The sequence below is a fragment of the Olivibacter sp. LS-1 genome, assembly GCF_008245145.1.
GTDB classification, from domain to species: Bacteria; Bacteroidota; Bacteroidia; order Sphingobacteriales; family Sphingobacteriaceae; genus Olivibacter; species Olivibacter oleidegradans.
On the sequence record NZ_CP041643.1, the window covers coordinates 6264750 to 6280785 of the forward strand.

The window sequence follows — 16036 nt, forward strand, 5'->3', positions numbered from 1 at the left end:
TTTATCAGCTATTTACAAAACAAAACCAATAATTTAGAGGCTATAATTAAAATTAAATGATCGCTGGCTTATGGAAACTTCCTTTACCAATTTGGACGGATTTGAATATCCAGCCTATAAAATAAAAAGATATATAAGTAATTTAGAACTTTTCACTTTGCTTTTAACGGATGGCAGCATTGTACATTACATTGCCCCGGATGAAAACCTATTCAAGAGTTGGTTGATCAGCAATAACATCCCGGATGTTAGAGAGCAGGAATATATAAGCGCGGGGATTTTGAGTTAACTTATTTTTGGCACTATATTCGATAGAAGTGCTAAAAATAACGCCATGAAAAAGATTTACTTCTTACTCACATTGTCTAGCATACTTTTATTTAGTTCCTGTTATACCACAAGAACCGCAGGCAGAAGTGGAAAAGTGCCTCCGGGCCAGGTCAAAAAAGCAACGGGGTCCAAGTCAGCAAAACCATATGCACCCGGCCAAAATTAGGCCAGGTGCAATGGCACAAAGCTAGAATAGGGACTTTTATTTACTATGTCCGTGACCGCCATGTCCCTTGTGCTGGCCGCCACCTTTTTTAATAAGATTGTTCCCTTTCCCCTTGCCCCCATTTCCGGCTTTCATGTATTTTGGGTGTCCTTTTACAACATAGTATTTAGGATTATTACTCCGTGCAATCACTCCTTGCGAATGATTCGATTTATATTTAACATATTTAACCTTATGGTTATTAAAATACATATAAGGTCGGGGCTGGTTCATCACTACCTTATATCCCGTGTATAGATCATATCCTCTATATCGTGGAGGTAGATTTAAACTGAAAACCCAGGATCCATTGCTTAGATAAATAAACTGTCTGGATGGCACGTAATAATAGCTCTCAATTTCCGGCAAGTAATAATAATCGACATAATCATATCCTACGGGGCCCCAGAGAGGCTGTGATCCTATATTGATGCTTACTTGCACCTGTGCTGCGGACTTTATTGGTATAAACCCTATTGTCACTAAAATGACAAGTAATAATAGCTTTTTCATTTTTATTTTTTTTAGTTGTCGGCTGCCTGCTCCGCGTTTATCAATTTTCTAAGTTGATAACACCCATGTTGGTATTTTGACCAAGTGAAACAGATACATTAGCAATCGTGCTATCAGGAAAGGCAAGAGTATCCTGCGGAACAATTTTCAGCGAATAAGTTCCCGCAGCTAAACCTCCGATTGTAAATGCGCCTGTTGATGGATCGGCAACGGTTCCCACGGTATCGGTACCTTGAATAGCAAGTACTTCGGGGTAACTTTCTATCGGTGATACGGAACCGGATATAAGTCCAGAGGTAGCCGCCGTCACTCCCCTAACAACAGGCTTTAGTAGATATTTTCCATTTCCGGTTTGCACAATGGACTTAGCCGCGTCGAAGTCTAATAAAAGTGTATAAGTCACTCCCGGCACCAAGACAGGGTTTTCTGTCAATTTTACTTTCCAACCGGAAGATTGGCCGCTTGGTGTTGTTAATGCATATTCCGTTCCATCTACAACTATCGTATTTCCGTCATCAAGCACCAACCTGATTTCAGTAATGTCGCCACTGGGCATTTCACCTGAAGCCACCAAAATATCAGGATTGGCGGTTCCGATTCTGTAATCGAGAATATTAAACAAACCCGTTTCAGCGGCAAAAGTATAGGATCGTTCGTCCGACTTTAATACAATTTCTTTGACATGTAAATTGATTGCATCAAAGTTACCTGGAGCATCTGTCATACGTACCTCTACCCTAGTTGTTCCGCCCCCGGCACTATCATCGTTTTTATCGCAGCCGGCAAAGGCTAAAAGTCCTATAATTGCTATTCCTAATGCTAAATAAACGTTTTTCGTTTTCATACGATCTGTTTTTTATGTTTCCTTCGGTGTGTGCGCTTGTTTCATCCGTTTAACATGCACACCCTATTGCTTAAACATGTTTCCCATAAATAGATGTTGATTCAAAATTGAGGAGACAAGATGAAAACAACATGAAATTTTAAATCTTTTTTATTTCGACATTTCATTTATTTTTCATACAAAGAACAGATCTTTGTTAATAGGACTCAGAAATGGGTTCTGAATTATCAAAATCATAAGCTCATGTTGAGGCACTATCACTTGCATACCGTATTTTTGTTCTTTTTAAACGCCTCTATTTGCCATGCATTTACAGTACCCACATTACCTGAAGTTACAAATTCGGTAAATGATGAGTACTCCATTGCATCTAATAGACAACAGGACGATAAAGGAAAGAATAAGAAACCGGAAAAAACTAAACAGCAAGTGGAGGTAAAGCAAGTACCAAAAGCGAAGAAACAAAACGCACCTGTTAAAGTAAAACCGAATATAAAAGTTAAACCAAAAGTGATTCGACCAAAAATTAAGAAGCATTAAATGATTAGCATCAGATGAAATTAGCTATTTCGATTGTATTCACTTGTTTAATTTTTTCGCACTTGCAAGCTAGGCAAATCAACGATAGTTTAGCAAGCGCAAGCTATACTTTTGCAGCACTTTATAACAGCAATATTAATTATTATGGGCAAGTTACGGATGAGAAGCTGCCTTATGTCTTACTAAATGCAACAGTTCGTTTACCCTTTGGATTATATTTTTCTGCCAGTTCATACAAATTTTTAAATTACGGATCCGGAATTTCCGGAACCGATCTAGGCATAGGTTACGATTACAATTTCAACGAAAAGATATCGAGCGGTTTAGCTTATACACGATCGTTTTATCCCACCAATTCCCCTTTGCTTCAAGCATCGCTCACGAATAACCTCAATGGCTCGTTAAGTTATCACTGGCCTTGGTTTAAGAGTGCCTTGGATGTCGATTATGCTTTTGGAGATGAACAAGACATTTTTTTAACGCTTTCCAACTCCAAGGACGCGAGTCTGGGCAACCTATTTGATGATAAAGATCTGATTAGCATAGAACCTTCTATAGAATTGGTAGCAGGAACGAGAAATTACTATGAGACCTATGTACGAGCTAAGAACCAACGTGGGCAGGATAAAGGAAATGGGAAGCCGCCAACAAACCCGGGAAATTCAGGAGGGGTGACCGAATATATTCCATCTAAATCCTTTTCCATGCTTACATACAACGCTAAACTGCCTTTAAGTTATAGTCGTAGTAGTTATTTAATAGAATTAAGCTATCAATTATCGCTTTTGGTCCCTTCAGATGAAGCAATAAAACGTGCACAATCTTTTTTTGGATTGGCCTTTTATTATCAATTTTAAAGCCGCACTATGAAAGTACTCATTGTAGAAGATGAAAAAACCTTAGCCTATGAGATGGCTGATTTCTTAAAGAAGGCCTTTTATATTTGCGATTTAGCTCATACCTATCAGGAAGGGGCTGAAAAGATCGCCTTGAATCAATATGATTTCATATTGATTGATTTAGGTTTACCGGACGGGGATGGACTGGATATTTTACGGAAAGCAAAAAAACATAATGAGGAGGCCGCTTATATAATATTGACAGCAAGAGGTAATTTGGACGATCGGATCATAGGATTGGATCTAGGTGCGGATGACTACCTTTCAAAACCTTTTTATCTTTTGGAATTACAATCGCGTATGCAGGCTATTGCACGAAGGAAATTCAAATTGCAGGACGAACTCATACGCTTAGGTGATTTCAGTATTGATTTACCGAAACGCTTGGTTCTATTTGATAGTAACCCGATTGACCTTTCCCGGAAAGAGTTTGATTTGCTAAGCTATTTGCTGTTGAATAAGAATAGGGTTTTAACGAGAATGCAATTAAGTGAGCACATTTGGGGTTCTTATGCTATAGATGATAATGACTCAAACTACATTGATGCTCATATCAAGAATATTAGAAAAAAACTCGGTCTATGGGCAAGTACCGAATGGCTTGAAACGGTACGCGGTGTCGGTTATCGAATCAGGGGATAATAAGTTTTATCACGATTTCTATCATGAAACTATCCACCAAGCTTTTATTGTTTATCAGTAGTTCAAAGTTGATTATCGTCATCATTTTTATTCTGCTGTTGCCTATGCTTGTGGAGCAAATTGCGTCTGAATATACAAACTACATCCTAGGTCAGCAAAAGACAAAAGTCTTAGCCGATCTGGAGCAGAATGGATTGCAGTACTATTTACAAGGCGATAAGGAATACGGAAGCTATACGATGTTAAAAGAAGAGTACATTGCCATCGAACCTGCGCCTGCCGACCTGCACATCGACAATATAAAAGAGTCTCAACGCATTGTAGAACATGACACGTTAAATTACCGTATCTTGAGCTATACTTTCCAAGATAAAGGACAAACCTACTTGTTAGAAATAGGGAAGACAGTAAACAGCATAACACAATACAACAAACCACTTCAGCGCTTCACGTTGTATACCTTGATTGTATTAATTGCTTTTACTTTAGTAATTGATTTAAGCTTCTTGCGTTTATTGATTCAGCCACTAAATAAAATTATAAAGACCCGGTTACTCAATCGTAAATTTCCATTTAAAGGCCAACAAATCTCAATAAAAACAAGTACTTATGACTTCAGATACTTAGATGAATCGTTGTTACTCTTAATGAAACAAGTAAACGAAGCCTTTGAAAAAGAAAAAGAATTTACAGCAAATGCTTCTCACGAACTGATGACTCCCATCAGCGTTCTCCAGAGCAAAATGGAAAATTTACTAACAGAAGAAGGGCTTGAAGAACCGTTCGCACAACACATCGTTGAAATGATGAAAACCTTAACTCGATTAAAAAAAATATCGAGTTCTTTATTGTTAATCTCAAGAATCGACAATGCGCAATTTGCGAGAAAAGACTTAGTCTATCCTTTGGAATTGGTTCGAGAAATCTTAGAGGAATTGGCAATAAAACTGGAAGAAAAGCAAATTGAAACCAAAGTAAACCTAACCATCAATCAAAATTTAGCAAACGTGAACAGAGATCTACTCTTCCATCTGTTTTATAATCTAATCAATAATGCCATCAAATTTAACCGAGCGCACGGCCGTATATATATCAGCGATCGTATTTTAATCCCCGGTTATGAAATCAGCATTCGAGATACAGGTGTTGGCATTCCGGAAGCACAAATTCCGTTTATTTTCGATCGATTCAAAAAGTCGACCGATGGCGAAAACAGCGGCTACGGGCTGGGGCTTACCATTGTAAAAAGTATTTGCAATTATCACCATATAGCCCTTAGTGTTGAATCCGATACTGATCAAGGAACTGTCTTTAAACTGCTGTTTCCTATTTAACACCCAAGACAACATGTTAATCTTTGTGCTAAGAGGCTACTTTTTTCACCGGGGCATAATATTTCAACTCAATGATGTCGTTCGGAAAAGGGAGGCTATTCCATGATTGATGGATAGCTAAAGCTGTACCGACCGCTGTTGCCTGTGCCATAGAAGCTGCGAATACCTCCACTTGCGGGAATGCTTCAGCAAGCAGATTCATGTAAATAACATTCTTTCCAAAACCGCCATCAACAAAGAGTCTTTTCACGGTAGATGCACCTATAGCCAATGTAGTTGATATCTTTTGAGCGTTCACCAAATCGATCATCAGCTGATGGTAAGCCTCTGTTTCGGTTCTAAACTTTCCTAAATCTCGTTTACCGAAAATAGCCAAGCTTTCTTGAGGACTCATCCCTGCCGATTGATCCGTCTGTTCTTGCAATTTATTGGCTAAATGCGTATCAAAAGCAATGTTTTTAAATTTGGCGGTAGACACGTTGAAATGGGCAGCAATTCGCTTGGTTTGCTGTTCATGTTCATATCCGGCAAATAAACGGGAAGCTTTAACCGGTTTTCCCTGGTAGTGGATATAGGATAAGCAATCAGCTTTTAAATCCTCACTTGTTAGCGGCTCTTCGTTAAAAGGGTTTAAACTGATACACCAAGTACCCGTAGAAAGGAGCACAAAAGGTTTAGTGAAACTTACTAAATAAGGAATTAGCGCGGCTGAGCTGTCGTGAAAGCCCGCACCAACAGCATAGTTATTACCCGGAAAGGAGGCCTGAAAGACTGAATCAGCAGGTACAATGGGCGCCAATTTGTCTAAAATTCCTTCCTGTTCTACCCATTCGTGGTATCCGCTCTTCTGAAAATCCCATAAATTGGTGTGACAACCAATACTTGTCATATCGCTGTAAACCTTACCCGATATTAGGAAACTCATATATTGGGGCAAATGCAGGGCTTTATATACTTGCTTAAAGATGCTCGGTTTTTCATGCTTTAATCGATACAATTGCATACCGGAGTTTAAGCTTCCCAATACCGGCGAAGCGGTCCGTAAGGCGAAATTCTCCTCGCCACCATATTGCTTGTAAAACTGATCTTTTAAGGTTTGGGGATAATCCTTTAAATAGTTATATAGCGGCGTTAAGGGTTTACCACTCTCATCAATATATACGAAGCTTGCCCCATAGGTTGAGAAATTGATAGCCTTAATCTCGAATTCATCCTTTCTGAATACTTCATGTAAGGAGTCAAAAACGGATAAGCGAAGACTGGCAAGATTTTCACAGGGATCGCCATCTTCGTCTACCGTTTCAGTAAAACGAGCGGAACGTTCGAATACAATCCTGTAATGTTCATCAAACAAAAATAATTTCTTATTAGTCTTTCCTACATCAAATATGGCAATAACCGGTATCTTCATCGTTGTTGGCTATACGTTTTAAGTTATACGTTTTAAGTTGTACGTTATAGGTTCTAAGTTTTACGCTTTAAGTCATAAGCTCGGAACGCCTCGAAACCTATCACTTAAAACTTATTACTTAGAACCTATAACTTATAACCCAGTGGCCACTGTCTTAGAGCCCCTTTCTCTGATCAGCTCTCCACGAACATTTAATGATCGATACAATTCTATGGGATTTAAAGCACCTCCTGCACGTAACCTCGCTTCTGCTACCAATGGTCTAACATCGGTGCGAAAAGCCGCTTGTAGTATCTCCTGGGCTTTGGCAACATCATTATCTTCTTGTGCAGCGGATAAAGCTTTTCTGTCCACCAAAAGCGCCTGTGCATAAGCCAACATGATTGCCTCAACAGATTGTAGTAAATCTTCCAGTGGATCCTTTACATTATGCGAGGCATCGATCATCCAGCCTAAGTCAGTTGCATGATTCATTTTTCGAGCATCCATACCTTCAATCAGCTCATTAAATATTAAAAACAATTGATAGGGTTTGATACTGCCGGCCGTTAAATCGTCATCACCATATTTAGAATCGTTGAAATGGAAGCCCCCAAGTTTACCCTCCATGAGTAACAAAGAAACAATCTGTTCAATGTTGGCATTCGGCAGATGATGTCCAAGATCAACTAAGGTATATGCTTTAGGCCCTAATTTACTGGCATATAATAACGACTGGCCCCAATCACCCACCGTTGTTGAATAAAAATTGGGTTCAAAAGCTTTATATTCAACAAAAATTTTCCAATCTGCCGGTAACGCCGCATACACTTCCTGAAGGCTCTCCAGGGTTCGTTGAAAAGCCTTTCTAAAATTCAGTTGACCAGGAAAGCAGGATCCATCAGACAACCAAACTGTGAGCGACTTTGACCCAAGTTCGATCCCATGCTGTATGACCTCGATATTGTGCTGGACTGCCTGCTTACGAACGGCAGCGTCTACATGCTGCATAGATCCAAACTTATAGCTAAAGGTTTGATCAGGCTGATCTTGAAAGGTATTTGAGTTCATCGCGTCGAAGCCAAGCCCATACTGTGCCGCTAAGGCCTTTATAGACTGATAATCTTTTGGCACATCCCAAGGGATATGCAAAGAAATGGCACCGCTCGATTGATTCAAGGCATGTAGTAATCCGACATCCTCGATTTTCTCCTCTAAACTTCTGGGTTCACCACCACCGGGAAAACGCCCAAAGCGTGTTCCCCCTGATCCAAGCGCCCAACTTGGAATGGCAATCTGAAAATCAATCAGTTTCTCTAAAACCTCATGGTAGTTATTTATATCTTCAACCAAACTTTCCAATTTGCGAACGTGTTTCGCTTTTGCTTGTTGGTTATATTCCTCGATTTTATACTTTTCTATATTCATAATCCTAATCAGTTAGCCACTACTAGCAGGTGAATTTACTAAATCCATTCAAGTTTTTCCATTAGCTAATTAACCGATTGGCTAATTAGCTAATATTCCAAATTTATCGCACAAATGCCATAGCCACACCGCCATCCACATTTAAAACATTGCCCGTTGATTTATTAAGTAATCCTCCTACAAACACAAAACAAGCGTTGGCAATATCCTCTGGCAGGATAATCTCATTAAGCAAGGTCCGTTTTGCATAATACGCAGGAAGTTCTTCCACTTTTATTCCATATGCTTTAGCACGCCCCTCTGCCCACGCACCTTCCCATATTTTACTATCTGAAATTACGGCATCCGGATTTACCACATTCACTCTAATTTTATCGCCACCAAGTTCAGCAGCGTTTAGTCTACTCAAATGTAGTTGTGCAGCTTTTGCAGAACCATATCCCGCATTATTCGGTCCGGACACCAATGCATTTTTACTAACGATGTTAATAACGTCTCCTCCGATTTCCTGTTTTCTTAAAATCGCTACACCTTGCTGCGTTACTTTAAACTGTCCTTTTACAAGCACGTCATAAAGTAAGTCCCAATCTTTGTCTGTATGATCTTGTAGCGGTTTAGATATAGATAGTCCGGCACAGTTAACCACAATATCTACCCCTCCAAAGGCTAAATTTGCTGCATCGTAAGCCGCTGCGATGTCGGCATCGTTGGTTACGTCTAGCTTCGCCGTGATATAAGCATCTTTTCCATAACGACCTTTAAAATCGTCGTCAGCTTTTTTTAGCCGCTCTCCATCATTATCATTGATAACGACCACCGCTCCCTCTTCCACAAATTTAACGGCAATCGCCTTTCCGATACCGCCTGCACTTCCCGTTATAAGGGCAATTTTACCAGAGAGAGCTTTCGGTTTTGGCATGCGCTGCAACTTCGCTTCCTCTAAGAGCCAGTACTCGATATTAAAAGCCTCTTGTCGAGGTAACGAGGTATACTCCGATATGGCCTCTGCACCCTTCATGACATTAATGGCATTGATATAAAATTCCGCTGCCACTCTGGCTGTTTGTTTATCTTTTGAAAAAGAGAATAAACCGACTCCGGGGAACAGTATAATAACAGGGTTCTTATCACGTATGGCCGGGCTATTGGGATGCTTACAAGTCTCATAATAATCGGCATACATCGCGCGATAAGCTTCAAATGCAGGTTTAAGCTTCACTTTTAATTGCTCCACATCCGTTAAGTCTGCGTCAGCCGGCAGTTCTAAAACCAATGGACTTATCTTGGTGCGAAGAAAGTGATCAGGACAACTTGTACCCAGGGGTGCTAGTCGGTCTAAATCATTGGAGTTTATAAATTCAAGTACACGATCGTCGTCGGTAAAATGGCCCACCATAGGTCTTTCAGAAGAACAGAACCCCCTTAGTATGGGCGCAATAGCAGCGGCTTGTTTTTTACGAAGTTCTGCAGGAAGACTGCTTATTTTTTGGCCTCCAAAGATAGGCCCTTTTTTACCATAATGCTGCTCTAGATATTCGGCGCAGCTTTCAATAACCTCCAACGTATTGATATAGCTTTCGTACGCAGTATCTCCCCAAGTAAATAGACCGTGCGAACCTAACATAATCCCCCTGATTCCAGGGTTCTCATCCAGGCATTGTTTTAATTTCAAGCCAAGATCAAAACCGGGCCGCTGCCATTCAACCCAGCCAATCGTACCTTTAAATAACTCCTGAGTAATGCGTTTACCGTCTTTTGCTGCCGCAATGGCAATGGCTGCATCGGGGTGTAAATGGTCGATATGTTTGAATGGTAGAAAGCCATGTAATGGTGTATCGATAGAGGGCGCTTTAGACGCTAAATCGTAAATACTATGGTTGAAGAGTTCCACCATTTCATCCTCATGGTCAATCCCTCTGTAAACCTTTTTCAAATTGCGTAACCGCTCCACATAAAGCGCCGCCAATCCACTTCTTTTAAGTGTTCCCAAATCACCTCCTGAGCCTTTTACCCACATCACCTCCACTTCCTCTCCTGTTAACGGATCGTTTGCCATGGCTTTACATGAGGTGTTCCCTCCACCGTAATTTGTAAGGCGCAAATCGGCGCCTAAAAGATTAGAGCGATAAATTAACAAGCCTACCTCATCTCCCGCTAGTTTGGCGGCTTCTTGATCATCCCATAAATAGCTAACGTGCTTAAATGATTTTCTTTTTTCTATTTCAGCCATGTTCTTATGTTTTTACTGCATTTTAAGGCCTAGCGGCCATTGTCACTTTATTACCAATATTAATTTGCCAATTTTAAACCCCATTTATTAACCCATCTCTTTAGCGAACCCCACAATCAATACCGACAGGATGATAACAAGTATTCCTGCCAAAATTGTTGCGTAGGTTTTCTTACTTACACCTTTCCACTCTTTTAATACTACGCCCCAAACATTTGCCAATAAGATAATAAAGGCCATATGCAAAATCCATGAGCTGGCGCCGTTACCCAGTTTACTTTCTCCCATCCCATAGAAGAAAAATTGAAGATACCAGGTGGTACCGGCCAATGCACATAGTACATAATTTCTTAACAGCGGTGTTTTTGCGTCTACATAATTCCCGAAACTTTTGTTGCGCACATTCAAGATAAGACACCAGATAAAGTTGGTGGTAAGCCCTCCCCAAAGCACGACAACATAGGTAACGTTATTTTGAAACAGGAATTCCCCTTCGCCTGGATGGGCTGCCTTCCATAGATCGTTGGCTACGATCGCCATGGGTTTTCCAGCTTCTAAACCGAAATTAAAGCAAGCGCTTAATACTCCTGAGATAATTGCAACAATCAAACCCAAGCTTAAATTGAATTCCTTATTTCCACTGGCATCACTATGCCCTCCTAGATCCCGTTCCTTTCTTACTCCTGCTAAACCGCATAGGTAAATACCGATAATACAAATCAGCAGGCCGCCCAATGTATATAAACCCCAAGCGTTTGCAAAGAACATACTGATCGTGTCTTTCCCTTCTTGAGGAACGAATTCATAGTAAATGGATGGCAACATGGATCCAATAACCATACTGAGCCCTAACATAATGCTACTACCCAAAGAAACGCCCAGGTACCGTACGCCTAAACCATAGGTTAGCCCCCCAATTCCCCACAGAAGACCAAAAAGATACGTGTAACCTAAAGTTGCTGTACTTGTCTGACTAATAATATGACCAAAATTTGGAATAGTAAGCCAGGCGGCCAAAGGTGGTACTATTAGCCAGGAAAACAAGCCTCCGACAATCCAAAAACTTTCCCAAGCCCAGCCATGTACCTTTTTATAAGGTATATAAAAACTGCTTGAAGCAAAACCACCGATAAAATGAAAAAATACACCTAATAATGCCTGCATATATACTAAGGTTCTTGTTGGTTATCATGTGGTGCAAGATAAAGCATCTATAGCAGGGAACTGTCATGCCCTGTTATGCCAAAAACACATTAAAATTCCATTAATTGTCGATTATATGACGGAAATGGCAAATTTTTATAGTAGGTTTGTAGTAGAAATTATGAGATTGCATTACCATACAAATTTTTAATGGCTCCATTAGAAAAAAGAACGATGGTGAATAATTCATTTATATTGTGACGCCCTTTTGAACAATACAGTTGCTACAAGCGGGGCTTCATTACTAAAAAGAACAAAATGAAAATCAGACAAGCCAATTTGCAAGATTTGGAACCACTTGCCGCTGTTTTTGCCGAATACCGAACAACTGCGGGCCAAGACTACAATCTAGCGGGTGGGAAGGAGTTTTTAAGAGATCGTTTAACGAAGAAAGATTGCATTATTTTCATCGCCATTATAGACGACAGCATTACGGGATTTACACTGCTGTTTCCATTCTTTACACCAGCAGGAATTAAGGAGATATGGTTGTTAAACGATATTTATATTGCTGATGAATATAGGCATCAGGGCGTTGCTCAGTCGCTGCTCAGCGAAGCTGTTTTCTTTAGCAAGAAAACCAATAAAAGCAAAGTATACCTAGCAACTAAGGTCGATAATGTAAACTCTCAGACCTTATTTGAAAAATTCGGATTTAGAAAGACGGATTATATCAACTACGAATTTATTACCGAGAATAGTCATTCTTAACTAGCAGGAAAGGTTATCGACAATAACAAGGAGGCTATACTATAATGTATTACCTCCTTGTATATTACTATTGAAAATCAGCCGGTGTAAGTGCCGGGTTTATAACTTGTTCAATTGCTACCATTTTTAGTGGTACCGGTATGTTGGGGCTTTTAATCGTACTAACGGCCGGCAATTTAATACCGCTGTAGTCTTTGTATTCATTTATTTCCGCCTCCCCTTCGCTGGCACTCTCTGACTTTAACTTCAAACCACTAACAACGCTATAATAGTTTACAGACTTTGATCCATCGGCCGTTGTAACTAACACTTTATAGGTCTCTTCGTCATTTACCTTTACCATACCATCCAAAGCAAGCTTCGTTCCATTTTTCATATAATTTAGTTCCGGAAAAATCTCCAACGCGTTCTTTAAGGATTTGAACATATCATCAGGCACAGCCTGTTGTTGCCCCTGATTAATCATCGTAGCCTTATCTTGCCGAATAATAAACTTCGACATGACCTGAGGACCCATTTTCATTGACTGTATCGCAATGGGTTTCGTTTGGTCAACCAATAACTCCGCCGTTATTTTCATACCTTGTATCTCTGCTTCTTGCACGCTTTTCAATGTTTTAACTTTCATAAGTCTATCTTTCCCTCCAATCGCTTCAAGATACTTATCAATCACTTTCTCTGCCGTTAAGCTAGCGTCTTGAATAGCGGCTTTCACCTCCGGTTCACCCGCATTTGTATAATATTTTACTTCACCAAATTGCTTTATTCGATCTTTAAAAGCATCCGTATTTCCAACAATGACAATATATGCGTGTTCAGGCTTTATGTATTTAGGGGCTAAGGTATTGAGCTGTTCAACGGTAACGGCATTTAGGTTTTTAAGATAATTCTTATAATAATCTTTAGGAAGATTTTGCAGCTCCGTATTGATGGCAAAGCGGGCAATGGTAGCGGGCTGTTCCAACGAACGGCCAAAACTACCACTTAATATAGCTTTGGAATCGGTTAATTCTTGTTCAGTAATGGTCTTTTTATCGATCCGTTTCAGTTCTTCCAAAAACTGGTATACAGCGCTGTCTGTCACTTCCGTCCGAACACTCGCCCCGGCGCTGAAATTTCCGACGATTTTGTCAGGCGATAAAGAAGAGTAGGCACCATACGTATAGCCTTTACGTTCTCTAAGGTTTAGAAACAAACGCCCCGCAGAACCTCCGCCTAAGATATTGTTCAACAATTGAGCAGGAATTGCATCAGCGTCGTTAGGTTTGAGCGCAAGCGGATAAGTTACGTCAACAACGGATTGTACACTCGAAGGGCGGTTGACTAAAATCACTTCATTTTTTTGCGGCGCAGCAGGTACGGGCCATTCCCGCTTCTTGACCTCTCCTTTTTGCCAGGCGCCAAAATATTGCTTAGTTAAACGCTCTGCTTCTTTTATTGTAATATCACCAACAATTGCCAAGTATCCAATATTCGGCTTAAAGTATGCATTGTAGTACTCTCTGATATCAGATAGCTGCACATTGGAAACTGTCTTTTCGGTTGCAAACTCTCCGTAGGGGTGGTCTTTACCATATAATACAACGTTGGAGACCTTTTCCGAAATTTCATCCGGGCTATCTTTTGAGCTGGCAATGCCGGAAATTGCCTGTTTCTTCAGCTTATCAAGTTCCGGCTGCGGAAATGACGGGTTCAATAGAATGTCTGCAAATAACGTTAACAGTTTATCTTGGTACTTGGTTAATGAGCTTGCATTAGCGGAGGTAGATCCGAAAGAAATTTTTCCGCCAATCATATCGATCTCCTCGTCGATCTGGTCTTTCGTCCGATTTTTTGTACCTCCCATCAGCATATCTCCTACCAAGCTGGTTAAACCAGCCTTCTCGCCTTCAAGCAAAGGTGAACGATCCAACACTAGCGAATAGGTAACACGGGGCAGTTTATGGTTTTCAACAACAAATACTTTTAATCCGTTAGGCAGTGTAAAAGTTTCAGCATCGCCAATATTAATTTGAGGAGCGGGACCAGGCTCAGGATATTTCGTACGATCAACTTGCGCTTGAGAAAGGCCGGTTGATAGAAAACATAGCAGTGTATATATATAAATTCTTTTCATCTGTAAATAATTATTCGTCAATTCTATTTTACTATTTCGCACTCATGAACCGCGAACCGGTTTTTATTCCATCGGTCAGATGGAGCTTACCATGCTTTAAATTTGATATTCCTGTGAGATGAAAATGAAATTTTAAACATGGACGATTCATAACTATTTTTTTGGAAGCTCGTGGCTATCGAGTCTTAATTTTTATTAGAAACAACCCATCTATTTGCTTTCTCCTTTTTTAGGTAGGTAATGTAACACGACTCTACCGTCTTTGTTCAGGTATTCTCTGGCTACGCGTTGTATATCCTCCTTGGTGACTTTATTATAATTGGCCAGCTCTTTATTGATTTCTTCTGCATCACCATAATACACCTTCGCTTCGGCCAGGCTTTCGGCGATACCGGCAACGGAAGCGTGACGGCTTACCACAGCGTTTTCTGTTTGCGCCCTTAATTTCGCAAAATCTTTATCGGTTATTCCGGTAGTTCTGAGTTTTTCAATCTGTGCATCAATCGCAACTTCTAATGAATCAGCGCTGACACCCATATTAGCAATCCCTAAAAATAGGAATAGGCCGCCATCTTCCAAATCTAAAGGCATAGCCATTATTTGTACCGCTTTCTGCTGCTTATCCACTACTTCTTTTGTAAGCAGCGAACTTTTTCCACCCGCTAAATAGGTAGACAACATGTTGAGTGCGTAACTATCAGGGCTATCCTTACGCGGAAGGTTGTATGCTTCCACCACTGCCGGCAATTGGATATTATCGTAGACGACATCACGGATTTCCTGATTTCGCTTGGGCTCTACGATTGATGGCCGCACAATTTCTTTTTCTCCCTTGGGTATTTCTGCAAAATATTTACGAACCCACTTTTCCGTTTGTTCGTAATCGATATCTCCGGCGATGGACAAAACGGCGTTGTTAGGTACATAGTAGGTTTTATAAAAGTCCATAAACTCCTGCAAGGAAGCAGCGTTCAAGTGATCCATGGAGCCGATGGGTGCCCATTGATACGGATGTTTGTGATAGGCTCGTTTTAAGACTTCAATCAGTATGGAACCATAAGGCTGATTATCCATTCGTTGGCGTTTTTCTTCTTTAACAACTTCTCTCTGCGTTTCCACTCCAACTGAGTCGATCTTTGCGTGTAACATTCGTTCACTTTCCATATACAAGGCAGTTTCCAAATAATTAGACGGAACGACTTCATGGTAATAGGTTTGGTCATTTGAGGTATAGGCATTTAGCGTCCCTCCTATGCCCTGTATCTTTTTCATAAATTCGCCTCTGCCAATATTTTCGCTTCCTTCAAATAGCAAATGCTCAAAGAAATGTGCAAATCCCGTACGATCGGGTTTTTCATTTTTTGAACCCACGTGATAAAGCACAGAAACGGCTGCAATAGGGGTGGTTTTATCCTGGTGCATAATAACATCTAATCCGTTGTCGAGCTTAAATTCTTTGAATTGGATTTTTTCTTGGGCATTCAGTAAACTGCTCGAGCCAAGTAGACCAATCAGCATACTGCCTATTACTAGCTTTTTTTTATTCATATGTGTTGATTGTTGTAATGCGTTGGAAGCATTTGGTTTGGTATTTTTGCATTTGATCTGTTTAAGCCTATATTGTTACACGAATTAACCTATTTTTACTTTC

Annotated in this window: 14 protein-coding genes; 6 read left to right on the forward strand and 8 right to left on the reverse strand. The window is 40.3% G+C overall.

Annotated features, from left to right (window positions below; genetic code table 11):
* The first annotated feature begins 70 nt into the window (after window positions 1-70).
* Window positions 71-289, forward strand: a complete 219-nt coding sequence (locus FKG96_RS26055; RefSeq protein WP_013663815.1) for a hypothetical protein — start codon at window positions 71-73, stop codon at window positions 287-289.
* A gap of 243 nt (window positions 290-532) precedes the next feature.
* On the opposite strand, the gene FKG96_RS26060 is transcribed toward FKG96_RS26055, so the two are convergent.
* Both FKG96_RS26060 and FKG96_RS26065 read right to left on the reverse strand, forming a co-directional pair.
* A complete protein-coding gene (locus FKG96_RS26060) occupies window positions 533-1048 on the reverse strand; it encodes a hypothetical protein (RefSeq protein ID WP_207303810.1) in 516 nt (171 codons plus the stop codon).
* A 40-nt stretch (window positions 1049-1088) separates the two neighbouring features.
* The gene (locus FKG96_RS26065; RefSeq protein WP_013663820.1) at window positions 1089-1892 is read right to left on the reverse strand and encodes a DUF4382 domain-containing protein; all 804 of its coding nucleotides are present in this window, start codon (window positions 1890-1892) and stop codon (window positions 1089-1091) included.
* Window positions 1893-2135: 243 nt separating this feature from the next.
* On the opposite strand from FKG96_RS26065, the gene FKG96_RS26070 reads away from it, so the two are divergent.
* From FKG96_RS26070 to FKG96_RS26085, 4 genes are read left to right on the forward strand one after another with little or no spacing between them, the layout of a single operon-like run.
* Window positions 2136-2432: a hypothetical protein gene (locus tag FKG96_RS26070; RefSeq protein WP_013663821.1), complete on the forward strand. Its 297-nt coding sequence runs from the start codon at window positions 2136-2138 to the stop codon at window positions 2430-2432.
* A gap of 14 nt (window positions 2433-2446) precedes the next feature.
* Window positions 2447-3289: a hypothetical protein gene (locus tag FKG96_RS26075; RefSeq protein ID WP_130858202.1), complete on the forward strand. Its 843-nt coding sequence runs from the start codon at window positions 2447-2449 to the stop codon at window positions 3287-3289.
* 9 nt (window positions 3290-3298) lie between these two features.
* Window positions 3299-3973 carry a response regulator transcription factor gene (locus FKG96_RS26080; protein WP_130858203.1) on the forward strand — a complete coding sequence of 225 codons (675 nt, stop codon included), beginning with the start codon at window positions 3299-3301 and terminating at the stop codon, window positions 3971-3973.
* Between the two features lie 23 nt (window positions 3974-3996).
* A complete protein-coding gene (locus FKG96_RS26085) occupies window positions 3997-5307 on the forward strand; it encodes a cell wall metabolism sensor histidine kinase WalK (protein ID WP_130858204.1) in 1311 nt (436 codons plus the stop codon).
* Between the two features lie 28 nt (window positions 5308-5335).
* Here FKG96_RS26085 and FKG96_RS26090 read toward each other — a convergent pair whose 3' ends face one another.
* From FKG96_RS26090 to rhaT, 4 genes are all read right to left on the reverse strand, one after another.
* A complete protein-coding gene (locus tag FKG96_RS26090; protein ID WP_130858205.1) occupies window positions 5336-6718 on the reverse strand; it encodes an FGGY-family carbohydrate kinase in 1383 nt (460 codons plus the stop codon).
* Window positions 6719-6850: 132 nt separating this feature from the next.
* The gene (locus tag FKG96_RS26095) at window positions 6851-8125 is read right to left on the reverse strand and encodes a sugar isomerase (RefSeq protein WP_130858206.1); all 1275 of its coding nucleotides are present in this window, start codon (window positions 8123-8125) and stop codon (window positions 6851-6853) included.
* Window positions 8126-8228: 103 nt separating this feature from the next.
* Window positions 8229-10355 (reverse strand): bifunctional aldolase/short-chain dehydrogenase, encoded by a 2127-nt coding sequence (locus FKG96_RS26100; protein ID WP_130858207.1) that lies wholly within the window; start codon window positions 10353-10355, stop codon window positions 8229-8231.
* A gap of 87 nt (window positions 10356-10442) precedes the next feature.
* The gene (gene rhaT, locus FKG96_RS26105) at window positions 10443-11519 is read right to left on the reverse strand and encodes an L-rhamnose/proton symporter RhaT (protein ID WP_013663828.1); all 1077 of its coding nucleotides are present in this window, start codon (window positions 11517-11519) and stop codon (window positions 10443-10445) included.
* Between the two features lie 297 nt (window positions 11520-11816).
* Here rhaT and FKG96_RS26110 point away from each other — a divergent pair, with 297 nt between their 5' ends.
* The gene (locus FKG96_RS26110) at window positions 11817-12269 is read left to right on the forward strand and encodes a GNAT family N-acetyltransferase (protein ID WP_013663829.1); all 453 of its coding nucleotides are present in this window, start codon (window positions 11817-11819) and stop codon (window positions 12267-12269) included.
* A gap of 67 nt (window positions 12270-12336) precedes the next feature.
* Here the strand turns inward: FKG96_RS26110 and FKG96_RS26115 are convergent, their stop codons facing one another.
* Together FKG96_RS26115 and FKG96_RS26120 are read right to left on the reverse strand one after the other, a co-directional pair.
* Window positions 12337-14385, reverse strand: a complete 2049-nt coding sequence (locus FKG96_RS26115; RefSeq protein ID WP_130858208.1) for a pitrilysin family protein — start codon at window positions 14383-14385, stop codon at window positions 12337-12339.
* Window positions 14386-14595: 210 nt separating this feature from the next.
* Window positions 14596-15933 carry a pitrilysin family protein gene (locus FKG96_RS26120; protein ID WP_210421334.1) on the reverse strand — a complete coding sequence of 446 codons (1338 nt, stop codon included), beginning with the start codon at window positions 15931-15933 and terminating at the stop codon, window positions 14596-14598.
* Window positions 15934-16036 lie beyond the last annotated feature (103 nt).

What these genes read in the sequence shown, in the direction of transcription:
- FKG96_RS26090 (WP_130858205.1), bottom strand. Translation starts at nt 6,718, where the DNA reads ATGAAGATACCGGTTATTGCCATATTTGATGTAGGAAAGACTAATAAG.
- FKG96_RS26100 (WP_130858207.1), bottom strand. Translation starts at nt 10,355, where the DNA reads ATGGCTGAAATAGAAAAAAGAAAATCATTTAAGCACGTTAGCTATTTA.
- FKG96_RS26055 (WP_013663815.1), top strand. Translation starts at nt 71, where the DNA reads ATGGAAACTTCCTTTACCAATTTGGACGGATTTGAATATCCAGCCTAT.
- FKG96_RS26065 (WP_013663820.1), bottom strand. Translation starts at nt 1,892, where the DNA reads ATGAAAACGAAAAACGTTTATTTAGCATTAGGAATAGCAATTATAGGA.
- FKG96_RS26085 (WP_130858204.1), top strand. Translation starts at nt 3,997, where the DNA reads ATGAAACTATCCACCAAGCTTTTATTGTTTATCAGTAGTTCAAAGTTG.
- FKG96_RS26060 (WP_207303810.1), bottom strand. Translation starts at nt 1,048, where the DNA reads ATGAAAAAGCTATTATTACTTGTCATTTTAGTGACAATAGGGTTTATA.
- FKG96_RS26095 (WP_130858206.1), bottom strand. Translation starts at nt 8,125, where the DNA reads ATGAATATAGAAAAGTATAAAATCGAGGAATATAACCAACAAGCAAAA.
- FKG96_RS26070 (WP_013663821.1), top strand. Translation starts at nt 2,136, where the DNA reads ATGTTGAGGCACTATCACTTGCATACCGTATTTTTGTTCTTTTTAAAC.
- FKG96_RS26115 (WP_130858208.1), bottom strand. Translation starts at nt 14,385, where the DNA reads ATGAAAAGAATTTATATATATACACTGCTATGTTTTCTATCAACCGGC.
- FKG96_RS26075 (WP_130858202.1), top strand. Translation starts at nt 2,447, where the DNA reads ATGAAATTAGCTATTTCGATTGTATTCACTTGTTTAATTTTTTCGCAC.
- rhaT (WP_013663828.1), bottom strand. Translation starts at nt 11,519, where the DNA reads ATGCAGGCATTATTAGGTGTATTTTTTCATTTTATCGGTGGTTTTGCT.
- FKG96_RS26080 (WP_130858203.1), top strand. Translation starts at nt 3,299, where the DNA reads ATGAAAGTACTCATTGTAGAAGATGAAAAAACCTTAGCCTATGAGATG.
- FKG96_RS26120 (WP_210421334.1), bottom strand. Translation starts at nt 15,933, where the DNA reads ATGAATAAAAAAAAGCTAGTAATAGGCAGTATGCTGATTGGTCTACTT.
- FKG96_RS26110 (WP_013663829.1), top strand. Translation starts at nt 11,817, where the DNA reads ATGAAAATCAGACAAGCCAATTTGCAAGATTTGGAACCACTTGCCGCT.